We start from the raw sequence: 20,970 nt of genomic DNA, 5'->3' as shown, positions 1-20,970 counted from the left end.
AAAAATGAGGGCGCGAACTATAGCATAGCCGCCGGACGCGCAGCGGTAGGAACCTGAGGACATGTTCCCTATAATGCGCGGTTCTTTGAATCACGTGATGACTCTATCCATGGCCAAGAAGCTTTACATCGAAACCCACGGTTGCCAGATGAACGAGTACGACAGCTCGCGCATGGTCGATCTGTTGGGCGAACACCAGGCCCTGGAAGTCACGGCGCGCGCTGAAGACGCCGACGTGATCCTGCTCAACACCTGCTCGATCCGCGAGCGCGCCCAGGACCGCGTCTATTCCCAGCTGGGTCGCTGGCGCGAGCTGAAGCTGGCCAACCCGGACATGGTGATTGCCGTCGGCGGTTGCGTGGCCAGCCAGGAAGGCGCCGCCATTCGCGACCGCGCGCCCTATGTCGACGTGGTATTCGGGCCGCAGACCTTGCACCGCCTGCCGGAAATGATCGACGCCGCGCGCATCACCAAGCTGCCGCAAGTCGACGTCTCGTTCCCCGAAATCGAAAAATTCGACCACTTGCCCGAGCCACGCATCGACGGCCCGAGCGCCTACGTGTCGGTGATGGAGGGTTGCAGCAAATACTGCACGTTCTGCGTGGTGCCCTACACCCGCGGTGAGGAAGTGAGCCGCCCGTTCGACGACGTGATTGCCGAAATCATCCACCTAGCCGAACACGGCGTGCGTGAAGTGACGCTGCTGGGGCAGAACGTCAACGGCTATCGCGGCAAGACCCACGACGGTCGCCTGGCGGATCTGGCCGAACTGATCCGCGTGGTCGCCGCCGTCGATGGCATCGACCGCATCCGCTACACCACCTCGCACCCGCTGGAATTCTCCGACAGCCTGATCCAGGCCCACGCCGAAGTGCCGGAGCTGGTGAAACACCTGCACCTGCCGGTGCAATCGGGTTCGGACCGCATCCTCGCGGCGATGAAACGCAACCACACGGCGCTGGAATACAAATCCAAACTGCGCAAGTTGCGCGCTGCCGTGCCGGGTATCTGCATCAGTTCGGACTTCATCGTCGGTTTCCCCGGCGAGACCGAGAAAGACTTCGAACAAACCATGAAACTGATTCAGGACGTCGGTTTCGACTTCTCCTATTCGTTCGTCTACAGCCAGCGCCCGGGCACTCCGGCCGCCGACCTGGTCGATGAAACCCCGGAAGAGCTGAAAAAAGAGCGCCTGAACGCCCTGCAACATCGCCTCAACCAGCAGGGCTTTGAAATCAGCCGACAAATGGTCGGTACGACTCAGCGGATTCTTGTAACCGATTATTCCAAGAAAGACCCTGGCGAGCTGCAAGGGCGAACCGAGAATAACCGCATCGTCAACTTCCGCTGTGACAATCCGACCCTGATCGGCCAGTTCGCGGATGTGCACATCGACGCCGCGCAGCCGCACTCGCTGCGAGGCTCGTTGATCCAATAACCCCCGCGCCCTCTATGGGAGCGGGCTTCTGTGGTGAGGGGATTTTGTGGCGAGGGGATTTAGCGAAACGTCGCACCGCCCCGTTGGGTTGCGCAGCGGCCCCAAAAAGATGGGACTGCTACGCAGTCCAGCGGGGATAAATCCCCTCGCCACAAAAGCAAAATTTCTGCACCCGATTTAAGAGCTTTCGCACCCGCGCCACTGGCGCTATCCTTGAATCATCCCAATTGCCCCAGGGCGGCTAAATACGACCTTGAACGCACCCATCGAACCACATCGTTTCATCCTCGAGCCTTTCGAGGCTCGCCGCTTCGCCAATCTGTGCGGGCAGTTCGACGAGCACCTGCGCTTGATCGAGCAGCGCCTGACTATCGAGATCCGCAACCGCGGAAACCAGTTCGAACTGATCGGCGAGCGTAAGCACACCACCTCCGCGGAAAACCTGCTGCGCCGCCTGTACCGGGAAACCAAGGGTACTGAGCTGTCGCCGGACATGGTTCACCTGTTCCTGCAGGAATCGGCCGTCGAAGAGCTGGACAACCATTCGCCCGCCGATGCCTCCGTCGCCCTGCGCACCAAGAAAGGCATGATTCGCCCTCGCGGCTTGAATCAAGTGCGCTACGTGAAGGAAATCCTTGGCAACGACATCAACTTCGGCATCGGTCCGGCCGGTACCGGCAAGACCTACCTGGCCGTCGCCTGCGCAGTGGATGCCCTGGAGCGTGAACAGATCCGGCGTATCCTGCTGGTGCGTCCGGCGGTCGAAGCCGGTGAAAAGCTCGGCTTCCTGCCCGGTGACCTGTCGCAGAAAATCGACCCGTACTTGCGCCCGCTTTATGACGCGCTCTACGAAATGCTCGGTTTCGAACACGTCGCCAAGCTGATCGAGCGCCAGGTGATCGAAGTGGCCCCACTGGCCTACATGCGCGGCCGTACGCTGAACAACAGCTTCATCATCCTCGACGAAAGCCAGAACACCACGGTCGAACAGATGAAAATGTTCCTGACCCGGATCGGTTTCGGCTCCACCGCCGTCATCACCGGTGACATCACCCAGGTCGACTTGCCTAAAGGCACCAAGTCCGGGCTGCACCACGTGATCGAAGTGCTTAAGGATGTTCCGGGTATCAGCTTTACCCATTTCATGCCCAAGGACGTCGTGCGTCATCCGCTGGTGCAGCGCATTGTCGAGGCCTACGAGCGTTTCGAAAATCGTGCCATCGATGAAACGCCAAAGGACAGCCGACGCGATGCTTGAGCTTGATCTGCAAATCGCGACCCAAGCGCCCGCCCCCAGCGAAGCCGAGTTCCGCCAATGGTGCGAACTGGCCTTGCGCCAGCGCAGCGCCGACTCCGAGATGACCATTCGCCTGGTCGACGAAGTCGAAGGCCGCGAACTGAATAACACCTGGCGGCAAAAGGATTACGCCACCAACGTCCTGTCGTTTCCTGCCGATGTGCCGGACGAGTTCCTCGACATCCCGCTGCTGGGCGATCTGGTGATCTGCGTGTCCGTGGTCGAGCGAGAAGCCGCCGAGCAGGGCAAGGTACTCAAGGCCCATTGGGCGCACCTGGTGATTCACGGCTGCTTGCATCTGCTGGGTTACGACCATATAGATGACGACGAAGCCGAAGAGATGGAAGCACTGGAACGAACGTTGCTTGCAGAACTGGGCTATCGCGATCCGTACGCGGACGACGAAACCGATTTATCCCCTACCGAAACAACAAAGGATTCAGAGTAATCGCTATGAGCGAAGATCGATCGAGCAACGGGCAGAAGTCTTGGCTGGGTAAGCTCACCCAGGCTTTTGCCCACGAGCCGAAGAACCGCCAGGAGCTGCTGGAGCTGCTGCGCGATGCACATCAGAACAAACTGCTGGACAGCGAAGCGCTGGCCATCGTCGAAGGCGCTATCCAGGTTGCCGACCTGCAAGTACGGGACATCATGGTCCCGCGCTCACAGATGATCAGCATCAAGGCGACCCAGACACCTCGCGAGTTCCTGCCTGCCGTGGTCGATTCGGCCCACTCCCGCTACCCGGTGATCGGCGAAAGCCACGATGACGTGATGGGCGTTCTGCTGGCCAAGGACTTGTTGCCGTTGATCCTCAGGGAGAACGGCGACAGCTTCAACATCAAGGACCTGCTGCGCCCGGCTACCTTCGTGCCGGAATCCAAACGCCTGAACGTGTTGTTGCGTGAGTTCCGCGCCAACCACAACCACATGGCCATCGTCATCGACGAATACGGCGGCGTGGCAGGCCTGGTGACCATCGAAGACGTGCTGGAACAGATCGTCGGCGACATCGAAGACGAACACGACGTCGAGGAAGACAGCTACATCAAGCCACTGCCCAGCGGCGACTTCCTGATCAAGGCCCTGACGCCGATCGAGAACTTCAATGAGTTCTTCGACAGCGAATTCTCCGACGATGAGTTCGACACCGTGGGTGGCCTGGTGATGAGCGCGTTCGGGCACCTGCCAAAACGCAACGAAATCACCGAAATCGGCGCCTATCGCTTTCGCATCCTGAACGCCGACAGTCGGCGGATTCATTTGCTGCGACTGTCACCTATCGCCCGGTAAAAACCTAAGGATTGAAATGCGCTGGACAACCCGCCCCGGCTGGCCCGGTAACCTGCTGGCCGTGGCGGCCGGTGCAATCACCACCCTGGCCCTGGCGCCGTTCGATATCTGGCCACTGGCACTGCTGGCGGTCGGGCTTTTCTATGCCGGCTTGCGTGAACTGAACCCCCGCCAAGCCTTGGGCCGTGGATGGTGTTTCGGCTTCGGCCTGTTTGGCGCCGGCACCAGCTGGATCTACTACAGCATTCATCACTTCGGTGGTGCATCGGTGCTGCTGGCCGGCTTCCTGATGCTGATCTTCACCGCGGCGATTGCCTGGTTCTTCGCCCTGCCTGCCTGGATTTGGGCGCGCTGGCTGCGACGCAACGAAGCACCGCTGGCGGACAGCTTGGCATTTGCGGCGCTGTGGGTCGGCCAGGAAGCATTTCGCGGCTGGTTCCTGACCGGATTCCCATGGCTCTACTCCGGCTACAGCCAGCTTGACGGCCCGCTGTCCGGTCTCGCGCCTGTCGGCGGGATGTGGCTGATATCCTTTACCTTGGCCCTGACCGCCGCCTTGATCTACAACGCCATGCGCCTGGTGCGCACCGGACGCAAGGGCTTCATCGCCGCGGGCATTGTGCTGCTCGCTGGCCCGTGGGTTGCCGGCATGGCACTCAAGCAACACGCCTGGACCAGCCCGTCAGGCGCGCCACTGAGTGTCGCGGCGCTTCAGGGCAACATCGAACAGAGCATGAAGTGGGACCCGGCGCAGCTCAACGCGCAATTGGAGTTGTACCGCGACATGAGCTTCAGTTCGAAACGGGTCGACTTGCTGATCTGGCCGGAAACCGCGGTCCCGGTGCTCAAGGAGTCTGCCCAGGGCTACCTGGACATGATGGGCAAATTCGCCGCCGAACGGGATTCGGCCATGATCACCGGCGTGCCGATCCGCGAAATGGTCCATCACGAAAAACGCTTTTACAACGGCATTACCGTGGTCGGCGAAGGCGACGGCACCTACCTCAAGCAGAAGCTGGTGCCGTTTGGCGAGTACGTGCCTTTGCAGGATGTGCTGCGTGGCCTGATCGCGTTCTTCGACCTGCCCATGTCGGACTTTGCCCGCGGCCCTTCCGACCAGGCCATGCTGCAAGCCAAGGGGTACCAGATTGCGCCCTTCATCTGCTACGAGGTGGTGTATCCAGAGTTCGCCGCCGGCCTTGCCGCGCGAAGCGACCTGCTGCTGACCATCAGTAACGACACCTGGTTCGGCACGTCCATCGGCCCGCTGCAGCATTTGCAGATGGCGCAGATGCGCGCGCTCGAGGCCGGCCGCTGGATGATCCGCGCCACTAACAATGGCGTGACCGGCCTGATCAACCCGTTCGGCCAGATCACCACGCAGATCCCGCAATTCGAACGCGGCATCCTGTACGGTGAAGTGGTGCCCATGCACGACCTCACACCGTACCTGCAATGGCGGTCATGGCCGCTGATCATTGTGTGTGTGCTGTTGTTTGGCTGGGCGTTGATTGCCAGCCGGATGGCCAAGACCGTCTGAATATTTGTGGCGCCTGCAAAAGATCGCAGCCTGCGGCAGCTCCTACAGGGGATTGCATTCCAAATGTTGGAGCTGCCGAAGGCTGCGATCTTTTGATCTTCAGCGGTAGAACATCCAATACCCGATCTGCCCCGCAGCCTCATTCAACAGCTGCCCGCTACGCCAGATCGCCTTGAACTCGGGCATCCAGCCGCCCAGTGGCTCAGCGTTATCCACGCTCAAGAATCCCACTGGCGCCGGCACCACTTCAAACCCGGCCTTCTGAAAACTCCAGACCGCTCGCGGCATATGCCAGGCCTGTGTCACCACCACCACGCGCTTGATGCCTTCAGGCAACAACACCTCGGCGCTGAACGTAGCATTCTCCCAAGTGGTGCGACTTCGCCCTTCCTGCCAACGCACCGCCACGCCAAAATCATCGTGCAATGAGTCCGCCATCAGCTTGGCCTCGGTGGGCGGTGTGCCATAGTGCAAACCGCCACTGGTCAGGATCGGCAAGCCCGAAGCCTTTGCCAGGCGAGCGGCATAGCGTTCTCGCTCCAGTGCCACCCCGGTGGGTTGATCGCTGCCCCAGGCCAGGTCGCCCCGCTCACGACCGGCTCCCAGCACTACGATCGCATCGGCGCGCTGGGCCAACGCTGCCCATTCGTCGCGTGCCAAGGGTGCCTCACGCTCAAGAAGCCCGGCGCCCCACTGCACCATGACTGGCAGGCTCATCAACCAGAGCCCTCCGACGCCCAGGGCGAAGCACCCAGCGGCAAGCCGCGGTCTTGAGCGGCGCCAGCACCAGGCGAGCACCAGCAACAGGATAAGAACGCCGGGCGGCATCAGAAGGTGTTTGACGAAATAGCGAAAAGGCATCAGGCATCTCCTTAAAGATGCCCGAAGCCTAAGTGGGTTGACGCAATGCGACAATAAATACGCAAGGACTATGCTTCAAAATACCGTGGAGCATGGCTCTATGCCTTATTTGCACTGCAGGGACCGGACCTTTACCGCGTCTCTGCCAGCTACTTTGTCCTTGAGCCAGATAATTTTGGCTGTGCGTGGTGCGTCGAGTTGCTTCACTGCCTCTGACAAGCATCCGTGTGTCTCACGCTCACTGCGATCGAGGTACGCCTTGACCAATGCAAACTCTGCGGGGCTCAGGCCACGCAACTCCAGCTCCAGTGGACGTTCATCACGCAACCGGCCCGCGGTTTTCGCCGCATCCAGGGCCATTCCAAGACGGTCTATCAGTCTTTCGTACAGCTCCGGTTTTGTAACTTTTTGCCGTGACTCAACCATCCCTCACCTCATTGGAAGATAAGAACTACTCCCCAGTTAGAGCTTAGCTTCCATCGACAAACCGGCTGGACGCCGCGACCAACGGCCCTCGCAGCGGTTTTCACGAGACGCGCGGCAGTAATCAGGGTTTCCCTCGATAGAGTGCGGTCATGTATGCTACGGCGCTTCCTGTAACTCCACTTCCAGCTCCTCTGGGCACCGAAAAACGCCAAATTGGCGTGTTCACCGTCCAGCGTCGCATTGAAGAGGATTAGGCCACCCCTATTCAGTTCAAAAGTAGCCATGCACGAACAATATCAGCCCCGTGAAATCGAAGCCGCCGCCCAGTCATTCTGGGATGAGCAAAAGTCCTTTGAAGTCAGTGAACAGCCAGGCAAGGAGACTTACTACTGCCTGTCGATGTTCCCTTACCCCAGCGGCAAGCTACACATGGGGCACGTGCGCAACTACACCATCGGCGACGTGATTTCCCGCTACCAGCGCATGCAAGGCAAGAACGTCCTGCAACCCATGGGTTGGGACGCCTTTGGCATGCCGGCGGAAAACGCCGCGATGAAGAACAACGTAGCGCCCGCCAAGTGGACCTACGAAAACATCGCCTACATGAAAAGCCAGTTGCGCAGCCTGGGCCTGGCGGTGGACTGGTCGCGCGAAGTGACCACCTGCAAGCCCGATTACTACCGCTGGGAGCAATGGCTGTTCACCCGCCTGTTCGAAAAAGGGCTGATCTACAAAAAGAGCGGCACCGTTAACTGGGACCCGGTCGACCAGACCGTCCTGGCCAACGAGCAAGTGATCGACGGCCGCGGCTGGCGTTCCGGCGCGCTGATCGAAAAGCGCGAAATCCCGATGTACTACTTCAAGATCACCGCCTACGCGGATGAACTGCTGGAGAGCCTCGACGAACTGACTGGCTGGCCTGAGCAGGTCAAGACCATGCAGCGCAACTGGATCGGCAAGTCCCGCGGGATGGAAGTGCAGTTCCCGTACAACGTCGACTCCATCGGCGAAGCCGGCACCCTGAAAGTCTTCACTACGCGTCCGGACACCCTCATGGGTGCGACCTACGTTGCCGTGGCCGCCGAGCACCACCTGGCCACCCTGGCCGCGCAAAACAACCCCGAGCTGCAAGCGTTCATTGCTGAATGCAAGGGCGGCAGCGTTGCTGAAGCCGACGTTGCGACCCAAGAGAAAAAAGGCCTGCCAACCGGCCTGTTCGTCGAGCACCCGTTGACCGGCGAAAAACTGCCAGTATGGGTCGCCAACTATGTGCTGATGCATTACGGCGACGGCGCCGTCATGGCGGTTCCGGCGCACGACGAACGCGATTTCGAGTTCGCCCACAAGTACAACCTGCCGGTTAAGTCCGTGGTTCGCACAAGTGCAGGCGACACCAACCCTGCCCCGTGGCAAGACGCCTACGGCGAGCACGGCACGCTGATCAACTCCGGCGAGTTTGACGGCCTCGACTTCGTCGGCGCCTTCGACGCCATCGAAGTCGCGCTGATCAAGAAAGAACTCGGCGCCTCGCGCACCCAGTTCCGCCTGCGCGACTGGGGCATCAGCCGTCAACGCTACTGGGGCTGCCCGATCCCGATCATCCACTGCACTACCTGCGGTGACGTGCCGGTGCCGGAAGATCAATTGCCCGTCGTACTGCCGGAAGACGTCGTTCCCGATGGCGCCGGTTCGCCACTGGCGCGCATGCCCGAGTTCTACGAGTGCAGCTGCCCGAAATGCGGCCAGCCTGCCAAGCGTGAAACCGACACCATGGACACCTTCGTCGAGTCCTCGTGGTACTACGCCCGCTACGCCTCGCCGCATTTCGAGGGTGGCCTGGTGGAAAAATCCGCAGCCGACCACTGGTTGCCGGTGGATCAGTACATCGGCGGCATCGAACACGCGATCCTGCACCTGCTTTACGCGCGCTTCTTCCACAAACTGATGCGCGACGAAGGCCTGGTCAGCTCCAACGAGCCGTTCAAGAACCTGCTGACCCAGGGCATGGTGATCGCCGAGACCTACTACCGTCGCGAAGCCAACGGCGCCTACACCTGGTTCAACCCGGCGGACGTCGAACTCGAGCGCGACAGCAAGGCCAAAGTCATCAGCGCCAAGCTGATCGCCGACGGCCTGCCGGTGGAAATCGGTGGCACCGAGAAGATGGCCAAGTCGAAGAACAACGGCGTTGACCCACAGTCGATGATCGACCAGTTCGGTGCCGACACCTGCCGCCTGTTCATGATGTTCGCCTCGCCGCCTGACATGAGCGCGGAATGGTCCGATTCCGGGGTAGAAGGTTCGCACCGCTTCCTCAAGCGCGTCTGGCGCCTGGCCCAAGCGCACGTCACCCAGGGCCTGCCGGGGCAACTGGACGTCGCCGGCCTCAACGACGAGCAAAAAGCCATTCGCCGTTCGATCCACCAGGCGATCAAGCAGGCCAGCCACGACGTCGGCCAGAACCACAAGTTCAACACCGCCATCGCCCAGGTGATGACACTGATGAACGTGCTGGAGAAAGCCGCGCAAGGCACCGAGCAGGATCGCGCGCTGGTTCAGGAAGGCCTGGAAACCGTGACACTGCTGCTGGCGCCGATCACCCCGCACATCTGCCACGAGCTGTGGCATCGACTGGGTCACGCCGACCCGGTGATCGATGCCGGCTGGCCTGTGCTGGACGAGAGCGCGCTGGTGCAAGACAGCCTGACGCTGGTTATCCAGGTGAACGGCAAGCTGCGCGGCCAGATCGAAATGCCGGCCAGCGCCACTCGCGAAGAAGTCGAAGCCGCCGCACGGGCCAACGAAAACGTGCTGCGCTTCGTCGATGGTCTGACCATTCGCAAAGTGATCGTGGTGCCCGGAAAACTGGTCAACATCGTCGCCAGCTAATTGGATCAGGCGCCCGGCCGTGCCGGGCGCCGAACAAAACCTTACGGGCCGCTCGATTGGCCCACACGGTTTCAAGGGGAGCAACACAATGATCAAACGCAACTTGCTGGTGATAGGGCTCGCGGTCCTGTTGAGCGCCTGCGGCTTCCAGCTGCGCGGCACCGGCACCACCGACCTGGCGCTCAAGGAACTTGACCTGAGCGCCCGCGACGCCTACGGCGATACCGTGACGCAACTGCGCCAGATGCTGGTGAGCAGCGGCGTCAAGGTCTACAACGGTGCACCGTACAAACTCATCCTGACCGACCAGCAGGAATCCCAGCGCATCCTGAGCTACGCAGGTGCCGGCCGCACTGGCGAATACCAACTGAGCACAGTGCTCAACTATGACATTCGCGGCCAGGGAAACCTGCCCCTGCTCAGCGATAAACTCGAAGTGCAGAAGGTGTTCATCCACGATGGCAACAACCTGGTAGGGTCCGACCAGGAAGCCAGCGATGCCCGCAAGGAAATGCGTCGCGAGCTGGTTCAACGCATGATGTTGCGCCTGCAGCAATTCACCCCGGCCCAACTGGACCAGTTGCAGCAGACTGCCGAAGCCAAGGCCAAGGCGGAAGCCGCGGCACTGGAAGCGGCCCAGAAGGCTGAGGCGAACACGCCACGCCAGTCGCCAATCGATCTGCCTCGGCAGTAAGACTTACGGGGCGCTCTGGCGCCCCGTTTGCCCTCTCTTATGAAGCTCGCTCCCGCCCAACTCGCCAAACACCTGCAAGGCGCCCTTGCGCCGGTCTATGTCATCAGTGGCGATGACCCCTTGCTGTGCCAGGAAGCCGCTGACGCCATCCGCGCGACCGCCCGCCAACAAGGCTTCGATGAACGCCAGGTGTTCGCCGCCGACGCCAGTTTCGACTGGGGTACCTTGCTGCAAGCCGGTGCCAGCATGTCGCTGTTCGCCGAAAAACGCTTGCTGGAATTGCGCCTGCCTTCCGGAAAACCCGGCGATAAAGGTGCCGCTGCACTCATTGAATACTGCTCGCGCCCGGCCGAAGACACGGTGCTGTTGATCAGCCTGCCGAAGCTCGATGGCAGCGCGCAGAAAACCAAATGGGGCAAGGCGCTGGTCGAAGGCCAGCAGACCCAGTTCGTCCAGATCTGGCCGGTGGATGCCAACCAGTTACCCAGCTGGATCCGTCAACGTTTGTCCCAGGCCGGGCTATCCGCCAGCCAGGACGCCGTCGAGCTGATCGCCGCACGGGTGGAGGGCAACTTGCTGGCCGCCGCCCAGGAAATCGAAAAACTCAAGCTGATGGCCGAAGGCGGCCAGATCACCATCGAAACAGTACAGGCCGCGGTGGCCGACAGTGCGCGCTTCGATGTTTTCGGCTTGACCGACGCCATTCTCAATGGCGAAGCCGCCCATGCGCTGCGTATGCTTGAAGGGCTTCGCGGTGAAGGTGTCGAGCCCCCGGTGATTCTCTGGGCCCTGGCCCGGGAACTGCGCCTGCTGGCTAACATTTCATTGCAATACAGCCAGGGTACGCCACTGGACAAGGCCTTCAGCCAGGCCAAGCCGCCGGTTTGGGACAAACGCAAACCGCTGATGAGCAAAGCCCTGCAGCGTTATTCGGCGCAACGCTGGGCGCAATTGTTGCTCGAAGCCCAGCGCATCGACGCACAGATCAAGGGCCAGGCGGCGGGCTCCCCGTGGATGAGCTTGAGTCGCCTGACGCTGTTGATGGCTGGGCAGAGATTGTCGTTGCCTGCAGAGTAAGGCTTGGCGCCTTCGCTCCTACAGGGAAGGCGTCCGAAAGGTCCTACAGAGTGTAGGGACTAGACAGAACCCCAAATTCGGCCGATGATTTGCCCCGCAAAAACCACTCCACTTGCGAGAACCCATCATGAGCAAAAAGCCATCTAAACATGGCCCCAACAAGGCCAAATCCATCATCGCCCAGCCCTTGTTCCGCAGCCGCCAGGAACGCGCCGGCAAAGGCAAAGGCAGCTACCGCCGCGAAGCCTTCCAGTCTGACAACTGGGAGGCTTCTTACTTTCTGGCGGCCTGAAAGGCAAGCATTCGCTCAACATGTTAAGGTCTGTACCTGATTCGTTTGCCCTGGACCCGTGCATGCCCCTTTGTCTTTCCCGTCGTTGGCAGTTTCGCCAATTGATTGCTGCCTCCAGCCTCATTTTGCTAGTCGCCTGCGCGGAAAAACCCACCGCCGCTGACGCCCAGCCAATTCAGACCCTCCCTGTCGCCACCGCCCCGGCGGTCATCGCGCCCGTGGTTCCGAGCGGCGAAAACCTCGACATCCAGCCAACCCAGACCTTCGCCGAATGGCAGGCAGGTTTTCGCAAGGACGCCCTGGCCGCCGGTATCAGTGCCGAGCTGTTCGACCGCGCCTTCGCCAATGTCAGCTTCGACCCGGCCGTGATCCGTGCCGACCGCAGTCAACCGGAATTCGCAAAACCGGTGTGGGAATACCTCGATGGCGCCCTGTCGCCGCTGCGCGTTCGCAAAGGCCAGGCATTGGTCGACCAGTACGCAGGCATCCTGCAAAGCATCGAGCAACGCTACGGCGTCGACCGCCAGGCGCTGGTCGCGGTGTGGGGCATGGAAAGCAACTTCGGCCAGTTCCAGGGCAGCAAGTCGGTGATCAACTCCCTGGCAACCCTGGCCTACGAAGGCCGCCGCCCAGGCTTCGCTCATGCACAATTGATCGCCGCCCTGCAGATCCTCCAGCAAGGCGATATCGAACCCGACAAAATGCTGGGTTCCTGGGCGGGCGCCATGGGCCAGACCCAGTTCATCCCGACCACCTACAACACCCACGCCGTGGACTTTGATGGCGACGGTCGCCGCGATATCTGGGGCAGCGCCACCGACGCCCTGGCGTCGACCGCCCACTACCTGCAAAGCTCCGGCTGGCAAAAAGGCCAGCCCTGGGGCTTCGAAGTGCAATTGCCGGGCAGCTTCAACTACGTTCTCGCCGATGGCTCGATTCGCAAGAGCGTTGCCGAATGGCGGCAAATGGGCGTAGCGCTGCCAAACGGCGGCCAGTTCCCGGCAGGCTCCGAGCAATTGTCCGCGGCGCTGTTGCTGCCAGCAGGCTACCGCGGCCCGGCCTTTCTGGTGCTCGACAACTTCCGCGCGATTCTCAAGTACAACAACTCGTCGTCCTACGCCCTCGCGGTGAGCCTGCTGTCCGAGCGCTTCAATGGCGCAGGACTGATCAGCGGCACGTGGCCCAAGGATGATCTACCCCTGAGCCGCACCGAACGGATCGAACTGCAAAACCTGCTGAGTGCGCAGAACTACGATGCGGGCACTGCCGACGGGATCATTGGTGCCAATACCCGCAAGGCTATCCGCAGCGCCCAGCAGTCATTTGGCTGGCCGGCGGATGGTTATCCGACGCACAAGTTGCTGGAAGGATTGCGCAACCGCTAAACCCTTCCCTTGCGTAGGAGCGAGCATGCTCGCGATGAACCCGAGAACACCGCGGGGTGTCAGATTTCCCGCATTATCGTTCACGACCATCGCGAGCATGCTCGCTCCTACAAGTACAAGGGCGAAGGGTTTTAGCGCCTGACGACATTCTGCTCCAGAAACAGTTGCTGGTTCCCCGCATCCAGCTTCACCAACGCGCCCATTGGCAGCGTCAGGTTGGGGTTGCAATGTCCGCTGCGCCACCCGGCCAGTACCGGTATGCACAAGGGTTCCAGGGTCTGCCTGAGCAATCGGTCCAGGGCCTGGGCCTCTACCCCCGCTATATCACCCACCAAAACCCCACGCAGCTTGTGCAGCACGCCCGCGAGGCGTAGATGAGTCAGCAGCCGGTCGATGCGGTACAGCGGCTCGTTGATGTCTTCGATAAACAGGATGACACCGGCTGCATCGATCTCGTAAGGCGTGCCCATGGTTGCAGCAATCATCGACAGGTTGCCGCCCAGAAGGCGTCCATGGGCGACACCCGGCACGATCGTCGTCAAGGGCCGGCCAACCGGATGGGCAAGCACCATGCCGGCCCTGTACTGGCCCCTGAGCATGTTGAAGAATGAGGACTCGGTCGGCGGTAGTCGCTCACCCAGCAGATCGGCATTGAGCAGCGGGCCATGGAAGGTTACGAAACCCGCATAACGGCTGATCGCCAGGTGCAGCGCGGTAATATCGCTGTAACCGATGAATGGCTTGGCGTTTTGGCGCAGCAGCGGAAAATCGATGCGGTCAAGCAACCGCGGCGTACCGTAGCCACCGCGCAGGCAAATGATGGCGTCGACCTCAGGGTCAGTGAACGCGGCGTGCAGGTCATTGAGTCGCACTTCGTCGCTGCCGGCAAGATAGCCTTCCTTTTCGAACACTCCGGGAAATATCCGCAACGAATATCCACGAGCACGCATCCAGGCGATGGCTTTTTTAGTGTCCAGTGCGGCCGGACCTGCAGGCGCGATAACCGCGATCAGGCCTTGCATCGGCAAGGCCGGCACAGGCGTGTGAGGAAGCAGCGTCGGGTCAGGTCTTGCGTTCATCCATGGATCTCCCTGCGTGAAAACATCAAACACACATTAGTCAGGAACGTAGACAAACAGAAGCGGATCACGCATCGCGCAGTCGCAGGAAAAGACTGATGTCGCTGTGGGACTGGAAAAAAAAGCCCGCAAGGCCGATTGAACGTTGCGGGCTGTTTTTCATGACCGAATCAGGACGACATCAACTCGGCCTTGACCAGCTTGGCCTGCTCGTCGGCGTGGTAGGAAGAGCGTACCAGCGGGCCGGAAGCAACGTTCTTGAAGCCCATCTTGTAACCTTCTTCGGCGAACCAGGCAAAGGTGTCCGGGTGCACGAAACGTTGCACCGGCAAATGGCTGCGCGACGGTTGCAGGTATTGGCCCAGGGTCAGCATGTCGATGTCGTGCTCGCGCATGCGCTTCATGACTTCGATGACTTCTTCGTCCGTTTCACCCAGACCCAGCATCAAACCGGATTTGGTTGGGATGTGCGGCATCATCTGCTTGAAGCGCTGCAGCAGGGTCAGCGACCACTGGTAGTCCGAACCCGGGCGCGCGGCCTTGTACAGGCGCGGCACGGTCTCCAGGTTGTGGTTGAACACATCCGGTGGCTCGGCGGCGGTGATTTCCAGGGCGATGTCCATGCGGCCACGGTAGTCCGGGACCAGGGTTTCGAGCTGCACGTTCGGCGACAGCTTGCGGATCTCGCGGATGCAATCGGCGAAGTGCTGGGCACCGCCGTCACGCAGGTCGTCGCGGTCTACCGAGGTGATTACCACATATTTCAGTTTCAGGTCGGCAATGGCGATGGCCAGGCTTTCCGGCTCGTTGACGTCCAGCGGCTTTGGACGGCCGTGGCCAACGTCACAGAACGGGCAACGACGGGTGCAGATGTCACCCATGATCATGAAGGTCGCGGTGCCGCCGGAGAAGCACTCGCCCAGGTTCGGGCAGGAGGCTTCTTCGCACACGCTGTGCAACTTGTGTTTGCGCAGCAACGCCTTGATACGGTCGACTTCCGGCGAGACCGGAATACGCACACGAATCCAGTCAGGCTTTTTCGGCAGTTCGGTGGTCGGAATGATCTTTACCGGGATGCGTGCAACCTTCTCGGCGCCGCGCAGCTTGACGCCGGCTTCAACCTTGGGACGCGGGGCCGGGCGCTCGGAGACATCGAGCGTCGGGATCATGGTTTGCACTGCATCAGTAGTCATATCAGTCGATTCCGCCCGTGAGGGTCGTCTGCTCAGCATAGTCGAGGTGTTTGACGAGCTGCGCGCGCAGCCGGGCACTTACCTCGGCAAATTCAATCGATCCTGCGTGATCGCTCAGCTGGGTCATCGCCAGCCCGGCGTAGCCGCAGGGATTAATCCGTCGAAACGGTTCCAGGTCCATGTCCACGTTCAGGGCCAGCCCATGAAAGGAACAACCGTGCCGGATCCGCAGACCCAGGGAGGCGATTTTCGCGCCATTGACGTACACGCCCGGTGCATCGGGCTTGGCCGCCGCCGTCACACCATAGCTGGCGAGCAGCTCAATGAGACACGCCTCCATGCGAGTCACCAGGTCACGCACGCCGAACCCCAGCTTGCGCACATCCAGCAACAGGTAGGCCACCAACTGCCCGGGGCCGTGATACGTCACCTGGCCACCGCGATCGACCTGCACCACCGGGATATCTCCCGGCACCAGCAAGTGCTCGGCCTTGCCGGCCTGGCCCTGGGTGAAGACTGGCGGGTGTTCGACCAGCCAGATCTCGTCGGCGGCATCGCTGCCACGTTCGTTGGTAAAGCGTTGCATGGCATGCCAGACCGGCTCGTAAGCCATCTGGCCAAGTTCGCGAAAGCCCAGCGTGCCGGACATCACAGCACCATGTGCACGAAACCGGTGGCCCGCAGTTCGCTGTTGATGTTGTACAGCTGGTCCTGGTCGGTCGCAACGATGTGCAACTGGATCGTGGTGTATTTGCCGTTGGTGCTCTGGCGTTCATCCACACGGTCATGGTTGATCGTCGCATGCTTCTTGACGATCGCAATGATCTTGTCTTTGTTGCCCACACCGGTATCGCTGATCACCTTAACCGGGTAATCAACGTTGGGGAATTCGATCTTAGGCGCCTTTACTTCGGTATCGGTCATGGCGTAACGGCCTCGTAAGCGTAAGCCGTGGCGACGACAAGGCCCCGCGCCGGATCAGCACGAGACCTTGCAGGAGCACACTATCAGTTGAACAAGCCGTAGAAGAATAGACGGATGCTATCCCACATGCGACGGAAGATACCACCCTCTTCGACGCCATCCAGAGCGATCAGGTCGGCGCTGTGTACCACCTTGTCTTCCAGTTTGACTTCGACTTTACCGATCACGTCGCCCTTGGCGATTGGCGCAACCAGTTGCGGGTTCATGGTCATGCTGGCGGCGAGCTTTTTCAGCTGGCCTTTCGGCAGGGTCATGGTCAGGTCTTCAGCCAGGCCGGCCTTGACTTGATTGGTGGAACCCTTCCAGACAGGCGCCTGGGCCAGCTCGGCACCTTTCTGATAGAAGGTCTGGGTTTCGAAGAAACGGAAACCGTAGGTCAGCAGTTTCTGGGTCTCGGCGGCGCGAGCCACTTCGCTGTTGGTGCCGAACACTACGGCGATCAGGCGCATGCCGTCACGCACGGCCGAAGACACCATGCAGTAGCCGGCTTCGTCGGTGTGGCCGGTTTTCAGGCCGTCGACAGTCTTGTCGCGCCACAGCAACAGGTTGCGGTTCGGTTGCTTGATGCCGTTCCAGAAGAACTCTTTCTGCGAGTAGATCGCGTAGTGAGCCGGGTCTTCGTGAATGATCGCGCGGGCCAGCACTGCCATGTCGTGAGCCGACGAGTAGTGTTCCGGGTTCGGCAGGCCAGTCGGGTTCATGAAGTGGCTGTTGGTCATGCCCAGGTCGGCCACGGTCTTGTTCATCATGTCGGCAAACGCGTCTTCGCTGCCGGCGATGTGTTCGGCCAGTGCAACGCTGGCGTCGTTACCCGACTGGATGATGATGCCGTGCAGCAGGTCGCTGACGGTCACCTGCGAGCCGACCTTGATGAACATCCGCGAACCGCCGGTACGCCAGGCATTTTCGCTGACGGTCACCGGATCGTTTTCACCGATCTGGCCACGACGGATTTCGAGGGTCGCGATGTACGCGGTCATCAGCTTGGTCAGGCTGGCTGGCGGCAGACGCTGGTCACCATTGTTCTCGACCAGCACGTTGCCGCTGCTGGCGTCCATGAGCACGTAGGCCTTGGCGGCCAGTTGCGGTGGCGACGGCATCATCTCGACCGCGAATGCGGCAGGCGAGAGGAGCAGCGGGACTAGAAGGCACAGGCGTTTGGCAAAGGTGGTGATGTTCATCCGTCTCTCGAAATCGCTAATGGAAACTGCCCGAAGGCAAAACTAATCAGATGACTTTCTAACGAGTCATCGCGTATTCAGCTGCTCACTCTGTAACCCTTGCCGGGCTTTTGTTCTTCAAAGAGCCAACAACCTGGTCCACCCCCCAAAACCGCAGATGAACCGTCAATCAAGTTCTACGTATTACTCCGTCACAACGCTGGGCGAACCCAGGTTGGCCAGGCGCACGCTGTTCTGCACTTGCTGGATTTCACCCGGCGAACCGATCGGCCCCAGGCGCACTCGATGCAGTGTCTGTTGATTGCGCACGATCGAGCTGATGAACACCGGAGTTTTCACCATCCCGCTGAGCTTGGACCTCAGCAACTCGGCAGCGTCCGGGTTGGCGAACGCGCCCACCTGCAGATACTGGCCAGACGCTGGTGCAGAAGCGTTTTTTTTTGCATCGGCAAGTTGAACAGGGACGACTGCGGCGGCGTGCTGCTGCGGCGGAGGTGTCCATTGCTCGATGGTGCCGGCCGAAGCCGTAATGACCGGGGCGCTATTCTGCGCGACTTGCGGTTCGTTGAGCATTAAAGGCGCCGGACGGCCCTTGGCAGCCCACCATTGCTGCGGGTCGATGCCTTCGACCTTGACCCGCGCGGTGCCGGTTTCGGCGTAGCCGAGCTTCTTGGCGGCGGCGTACGACAGGTCGATGATCCGGTCCGAATAGAACGGGCCGCGGTCATTGACCCGCAGGATCACAGTCCTGTTGTTGTCCAGGTTGGTCACCCGGACGTAACTCGGCAACGGCAAGGTCTTGTGTGCGGCGCTCATGCCGTACAGGTCATAGACTTCGCCGTTTGCGGTGTTCTGGCCATGGAACTTGGTGCCGTACCAGGACGCCGTACCCGACTGCACGTACGTCTTGGACTCTTGCAACGGAAAATAGGTTTTACCCAGTACCGAGTAAGGGGCGGCCTTGTAGGGGCCGGTGTGCAGGGTTGGCGTGGCGTCCGGGATGCGTGAAACGTCGACGTCCCACCATGGCGCGCCATCCTTGTGGGCACGGTTGATGTCCAGCCCCGGCGCCGAGCGCACGGCGGTGGACGACTTCTGCGCTGGCGCACGACTGGTCGAACAACTGGCAACCAGCACTGCCAACGCGGCAAATGCCATCAGCTTCAGGGGTTTATTCATAGGCAATGCCCGCATTACTTGACGCCCCGTGCTTGGACCAGCTGTTCAGACAGTTGATGTACGGCCATGGCGTACATCACGCTGCGGTTATAACGCGTGATCGCGTAGAAATTCTTCAGGCCCATCCAGTATTCAGGGCCATTGTCGCCTTCCAGGCGGAAGGCGGTAACCGGCATATCATCGCGCAGCGCATCATGACTTGACCAGCCCAGGGCCCGCAACTCTCCAACGGTTTTAGTCGGCTCGATACCGGTGGTCAAACCTTCGTCCACCTGTTCGCCGCGCACATTGGCGCGGCTGACCACCGGCTCGCCGGCGACCCAGCCGTGTCGCTTGAAATAACTGGCGACGCTGCCGATGGCATCGTCCGGGTTGTTCCAGATATTGATGTGGCCGTCACTGTCGAAGTCCACCGCATAGGCGCGAAAGCTGCTGGGCATGAACTGCGGCAGGCCCATGGCACCGGCGTAGGAACCCTTGAGGGTCAGCGGGTCGACCTGCTCTTCCCGGGCCAGCAACAGGAATTCACGCAATTCCTTGCGGAAAAATTCGGCACGGGGAGGATAGTCGAAACCGAGGGTCGACAACGCGTCGATGACCCGGAAATTTCCGGTGTTACGGCCAAAAAACGTTTCAACGCCGATAATCGAGACAATGACCTGCGCCGGTACGCCGTATTCCTGTTCGGCACGGGCCAGCACCGCCTCATGCTGACGCCAGAAGTCAACGCCACGGGCAATACGCGCATCGGTGATGAACATCGGCCGGTATTCGTTCCATTGCTTGACTCGCTCGGCGGGTTTCGAAATGGCGTCCAGGATCGATTGCTTGCGCTGCGCCTCACGGAACACACCCATCAGCTGCTCACCGGCGAAACCATAGTCGCGGGTCATCTCACCGACGAACTCGGCCACTTGGGGCGAGCCTTCATAATCGCCTGCCACCGCCTGCTGCGCAGTACCAAGGATGCTTACCAGGCCGACCCATGGCGCGTATCGAGTCGCCCAGCCACGCATTACTTGCATTGAACTCTTCACCTTATTCAAACCTGCGCGATCCACTTGCGATGGGTATGGATCGACATCAAAACCCCAAACGCTGACAGCAGCGTCACCAGCGAAGTTCCTCCGTAGCTAATGAACGGCAACGGCACCCCCACCACCGGCAACAGGCCGCTGACCATACCGATGTTGACGAAAACATACACAAAAAATGTCATGGTCAAGGCGCCTGCCAGCAATTTGCCGAACAATGTCTGCGCCTGGGCGGTGATCACCAGCCCGCGACCGATCAACAGCAGGTAGATCAGCAACAGCGCGCAAATGCCCACCAGGCCGAACTCTTCACCCAGCACCGCGATAATGAAGTCGGTGTGGCTTTCCGGCAGGAAATCCAGGTGTGACTGGGTGCCCAGCAACCAGCCCTTGCCGAACACGCCGCCGGAACCGATCGCGGCCTTGGACTGAATGATGTTCCAGCCGGTCCCCAGCGGATCGCTTTCGGGATCGAGGAACGTCAGGATTCGCTGCTTCTGGTAGTCATGCATGATAAAGAACCACATGGCGATCGCCACGGGCACCGCGGCGGCCAGCACACTGAGAATCCAGCGCCAGCGCAAGCCCCCCATGAACAGGACGAAGGCTCCGCCCGCCAGGATCAGCAGCGACGTGCCGAGATCGGGTTGGCGCACGATCAGAATGAACGGCACGCCAATCAGCATCAGGCTGACGCCCACGTGCTTGAGCTGCGGCGGCAGCGTGCGCTTGGACAGATACCAGGCGATGGTCGCCGGCATGAGGATTTTCATGAACTCCGAAGGCTGGAAGCGCACTACCCCGGGAATGTTGATCCAGCGCGTGGCCCCCATGGCGTTATGCCCCATGATGTCCACCACCAGCAGCAGCAACACGCCGACCACATAACCCAACGGCACCCAGCGCGCCATGAAACGAGGCTCGAACTGGGCGATGACGATCATCGACACCAGGCCGATACCAAACGAAGTGGCTTGCTTGGCCAGCAGGTCCCAGCTTTTGCCACTGGCCGAATACAGCACGAACAGGCTGCCGGCGGCGAGTGTCAGCAACAGGATCAGCAACGGTCCATCGATGTGCAGGCGCTGCAACAGCGTGGCACGGCGGCGCATCACATCCTCGCTGGAG

20 protein-coding genes are annotated in these 20,970 nt (G+C 60.7%); 10 read left to right on the top strand and 10 right to left on the bottom strand.

Annotated features, from left to right (window positions below; genetic code table 11):
- Window positions 1-109: 109 nt before the first annotated feature.
- The 5 genes from miaB (at window position 110) to lnt (ending at window position 5,568) form a co-directional block, all read left to right on the top strand.
- Window positions 110-1,438 carry a tRNA (N6-isopentenyl adenosine(37)-C2)-methylthiotransferase MiaB gene (gene miaB / locus QLG10_RS06790; protein WP_177411634.1) on the top strand — a complete coding sequence of 443 codons (1,329 nt, stop codon included), beginning with the start codon at window positions 110-112 and terminating at the stop codon, window positions 1,436-1,438.
- A 253-nt stretch (window positions 1,439-1,691) separates the two neighbouring features.
- Window positions 1,692-2,696, top strand: coding sequence for a PhoH family protein (locus QLG10_RS06785; RefSeq protein ID WP_020798740.1), 1,005 nt, complete (start codon window positions 1,692-1,694; stop codon window positions 2,694-2,696).
- Window positions 2,689-3,183 (top strand): rRNA maturation RNase YbeY, encoded by a 495-nt coding sequence (gene ybeY, locus QLG10_RS06780; RefSeq protein WP_282486321.1) that lies wholly within the window; start codon window positions 2,689-2,691, stop codon window positions 3,181-3,183. The genes QLG10_RS06785 and ybeY overlap by 8 nt, the downstream gene beginning before the upstream one ends.
- Window positions 3,184-3,188: 5 nt before the next feature.
- Window positions 3,189-4,028, top strand: a complete 840-nt coding sequence (locus QLG10_RS06775; protein ID WP_110750924.1) for an HlyC/CorC family transporter — start codon at window positions 3,189-3,191, stop codon at window positions 4,026-4,028.
- Between the two features lie 16 nt (window positions 4,029-4,044).
- Window positions 4,045-5,568: an apolipoprotein N-acyltransferase gene (gene lnt, locus QLG10_RS06770; RefSeq protein WP_110750922.1), complete on the top strand. Its 1,524-nt coding sequence runs from the start codon at window positions 4,045-4,047 to the stop codon at window positions 5,566-5,568.
- Between the two features lie 99 nt (window positions 5,569-5,667).
- On the opposite strand, the gene QLG10_RS06765 is transcribed toward lnt, so the two are convergent.
- Together QLG10_RS06765 and QLG10_RS06760 are read right to left on the bottom strand one after the other, a co-directional pair.
- Window positions 5,668-6,429, bottom strand: coding sequence for a YdcF family protein (locus QLG10_RS06765; protein ID WP_282486318.1), 762 nt, complete (start codon window positions 6,427-6,429; stop codon window positions 5,668-5,670).
- A gap of 105 nt (window positions 6,430-6,534) precedes the next feature.
- The gene (locus QLG10_RS06760; protein ID WP_020798745.1) at window positions 6,535-6,855 is read right to left on the bottom strand and encodes a hypothetical protein; all 321 of its coding nucleotides are present in this window, start codon (window positions 6,853-6,855) and stop codon (window positions 6,535-6,537) included.
- A gap of 282 nt (window positions 6,856-7,137) precedes the next feature.
- On the opposite strand from QLG10_RS06760, the gene leuS reads away from it, so the two are divergent.
- The 5 genes from leuS (at window position 7,138) to QLG10_RS06735 (ending at window position 13,192) form a co-directional block, all read left to right on the top strand.
- Window positions 7,138-9,744: a leucine--tRNA ligase gene (gene leuS / locus QLG10_RS06755; RefSeq protein ID WP_282486315.1), complete on the top strand. Its 2,607-nt coding sequence runs from the start codon at window positions 7,138-7,140 to the stop codon at window positions 9,742-9,744.
- An 88-nt stretch (window positions 9,745-9,832) separates the two neighbouring features.
- Window positions 9,833-10,438: an LPS assembly lipoprotein LptE gene (gene lptE, locus QLG10_RS06750; protein ID WP_110750914.1), complete on the top strand. Its 606-nt coding sequence runs from the start codon at window positions 9,833-9,835 to the stop codon at window positions 10,436-10,438.
- A 39-nt stretch (window positions 10,439-10,477) separates the two neighbouring features.
- Window positions 10,478-11,515, top strand: a complete 1,038-nt coding sequence (gene holA, locus QLG10_RS06745; RefSeq protein WP_282486314.1) for a DNA polymerase III subunit delta — start codon at window positions 10,478-10,480, stop codon at window positions 11,513-11,515.
- Between the two features lie 127 nt (window positions 11,516-11,642).
- Window positions 11,643-11,807 (top strand): alternative ribosome rescue factor ArfA, encoded by a 165-nt coding sequence (gene arfA / locus QLG10_RS06740; protein WP_008035105.1) that lies wholly within the window; start codon window positions 11,643-11,645, stop codon window positions 11,805-11,807.
- A gap of 62 nt (window positions 11,808-11,869) precedes the next feature.
- Window positions 11,870-13,192 carry a lytic murein transglycosylase gene (locus QLG10_RS06735; RefSeq protein WP_282486313.1) on the top strand — a complete coding sequence of 441 codons (1,323 nt, stop codon included), beginning with the start codon at window positions 11,870-11,872 and terminating at the stop codon, window positions 13,190-13,192.
- Window positions 13,193-13,323: 131 nt separating this feature from the next.
- On the opposite strand, the gene QLG10_RS06730 is transcribed toward QLG10_RS06735, so the two are convergent.
- The 8 genes from QLG10_RS06730 to rodA all read right to left on the bottom strand — a co-directional run bounded on the left by QLG10_RS06730 (window position 13,324) and on the right by rodA (window position 20,954).
- The gene (locus QLG10_RS06730) at window positions 13,324-14,271 is read right to left on the bottom strand and encodes an LD-carboxypeptidase (protein ID WP_110750907.1); all 948 of its coding nucleotides are present in this window, start codon (window positions 14,269-14,271) and stop codon (window positions 13,324-13,326) included.
- 170 nt (window positions 14,272-14,441) lie between these two features.
- Complete coding sequence (lipA, locus tag QLG10_RS06725; protein ID WP_177411637.1) at window positions 14,442-15,440, bottom strand: lipoyl synthase; 999 nt, start codon at window positions 15,438-15,440, stop codon at window positions 14,442-14,444.
- A 25-nt stretch (window positions 15,441-15,465) separates the two neighbouring features.
- Window positions 15,466-16,113 carry a lipoyl(octanoyl) transferase LipB gene (gene lipB, locus QLG10_RS06720; protein WP_110750903.1) on the bottom strand — a complete coding sequence of 216 codons (648 nt, stop codon included), beginning with the start codon at window positions 16,111-16,113 and terminating at the stop codon, window positions 15,466-15,468.
- Complete coding sequence (locus tag QLG10_RS06715; RefSeq protein ID WP_020798754.1) at window positions 16,113-16,388, bottom strand: DUF493 domain-containing protein; 276 nt, start codon at window positions 16,386-16,388, stop codon at window positions 16,113-16,115. Before QLG10_RS06715 ends, lipB begins: the two co-directional genes overlap by 1 nt.
- An 83-nt stretch (window positions 16,389-16,471) precedes the next feature.
- Window positions 16,472-17,629, bottom strand: coding sequence for a D-alanyl-D-alanine carboxypeptidase family protein (locus QLG10_RS06710; RefSeq protein WP_020798755.1), 1,158 nt, complete (start codon window positions 17,627-17,629; stop codon window positions 16,472-16,474).
- Between the two features lie 183 nt (window positions 17,630-17,812).
- The gene (locus QLG10_RS06705; protein WP_282486312.1) at window positions 17,813-18,823 is read right to left on the bottom strand and encodes a septal ring lytic transglycosylase RlpA family protein; all 1,011 of its coding nucleotides are present in this window, start codon (window positions 18,821-18,823) and stop codon (window positions 17,813-17,815) included.
- Window positions 18,823-19,833 carry a lytic murein transglycosylase B gene (mltB, locus tag QLG10_RS06700; protein WP_282486311.1) on the bottom strand — a complete coding sequence of 337 codons (1,011 nt, stop codon included), beginning with the start codon at window positions 19,831-19,833 and terminating at the stop codon, window positions 18,823-18,825. Before mltB ends, QLG10_RS06705 begins: the two co-directional genes overlap by 1 nt.
- Window positions 19,834-19,850: 17 nt before the next feature.
- A complete protein-coding gene (gene rodA, locus QLG10_RS06695; protein WP_177411636.1) occupies window positions 19,851-20,954 on the bottom strand; it encodes a rod shape-determining protein RodA in 1,104 nt (367 codons plus the stop codon).
- Window positions 20,955-20,970 lie beyond the last annotated feature (16 nt).

The sequence above is a fragment of the Pseudomonas sp. V98_8 genome (assembly GCF_029967975.1).
Classification (GTDB): Bacteria; Pseudomonadota; Gammaproteobacteria; order Pseudomonadales; family Pseudomonadaceae; genus Aquipseudomonas; species Aquipseudomonas umsongensis.
The sequence above is the reverse complement of the archived record's forward strand: the minus strand, read 5'-3'. Positions and strand labels throughout refer to the sequence as shown.

Excerpts from the sequence above, each read along its gene's own strand:
- lipB (WP_110750903.1), bottom strand. The coding sequence starts at position 16,113 with ATGTCCGGCACGCTGGGCTTTCGCGAACTTGGCCAGATGGCTTACGAG.
- ybeY (WP_282486321.1), top strand. The coding sequence starts at position 2,689 with ATGCTTGAGCTTGATCTGCAAATCGCGACCCAAGCGCCCGCCCCCAGC.
- QLG10_RS06730 (WP_110750907.1), bottom strand. The coding sequence starts at position 14,271 with ATGAACGCAAGACCTGACCCGACGCTGCTTCCTCACACGCCTGTGCCG.
- lptE (WP_110750914.1), top strand. The coding sequence starts at position 9,833 with ATGATCAAACGCAACTTGCTGGTGATAGGGCTCGCGGTCCTGTTGAGC.
- mltB (WP_282486311.1), bottom strand. The coding sequence starts at position 19,833 with ATGCAAGTAATGCGTGGCTGGGCGACTCGATACGCGCCATGGGTCGGC.
- miaB (WP_177411634.1), top strand. The coding sequence starts at position 110 with ATGGCCAAGAAGCTTTACATCGAAACCCACGGTTGCCAGATGAACGAG.
- QLG10_RS06765 (WP_282486318.1), bottom strand. The coding sequence starts at position 6,429 with ATGCCTTTTCGCTATTTCGTCAAACACCTTCTGATGCCGCCCGGCGTT.
- arfA (WP_008035105.1), top strand. The coding sequence starts at position 11,643 with ATGAGCAAAAAGCCATCTAAACATGGCCCCAACAAGGCCAAATCCATC.
- lipA (WP_177411637.1), bottom strand. The coding sequence starts at position 15,440 with ATGATCCCGACGCTCGATGTCTCCGAGCGCCCGGCCCCGCGTCCCAAG.
- rodA (WP_177411636.1), bottom strand. The coding sequence starts at position 20,954 with ATGCGCCGCCGTGCCACGCTGTTGCAGCGCCTGCACATCGATGGACCG.
- QLG10_RS06735 (WP_282486313.1), top strand. The coding sequence starts at position 11,870 with ATGCCCCTTTGTCTTTCCCGTCGTTGGCAGTTTCGCCAATTGATTGCT.
- holA (WP_282486314.1), top strand. The coding sequence starts at position 10,478 with ATGAAGCTCGCTCCCGCCCAACTCGCCAAACACCTGCAAGGCGCCCTT.
- lnt (WP_110750922.1), top strand. The coding sequence starts at position 4,045 with ATGCGCTGGACAACCCGCCCCGGCTGGCCCGGTAACCTGCTGGCCGTG.
- QLG10_RS06710 (WP_020798755.1), bottom strand. The coding sequence starts at position 17,629 with ATGAACATCACCACCTTTGCCAAACGCCTGTGCCTTCTAGTCCCGCTG.
- QLG10_RS06775 (WP_110750924.1), top strand. The coding sequence starts at position 3,189 with ATGAGCGAAGATCGATCGAGCAACGGGCAGAAGTCTTGGCTGGGTAAG.
- QLG10_RS06705 (WP_282486312.1), bottom strand. The coding sequence starts at position 18,823 with ATGCGGGCATTGCCTATGAATAAACCCCTGAAGCTGATGGCATTTGCC.
- leuS (WP_282486315.1), top strand. The coding sequence starts at position 7,138 with ATGCACGAACAATATCAGCCCCGTGAAATCGAAGCCGCCGCCCAGTCA.
- QLG10_RS06760 (WP_020798745.1), bottom strand. The coding sequence starts at position 6,855 with ATGGTTGAGTCACGGCAAAAAGTTACAAAACCGGAGCTGTACGAAAGA.
- QLG10_RS06715 (WP_020798754.1), bottom strand. The coding sequence starts at position 16,388 with ATGACCGATACCGAAGTAAAGGCGCCTAAGATCGAATTCCCCAACGTT.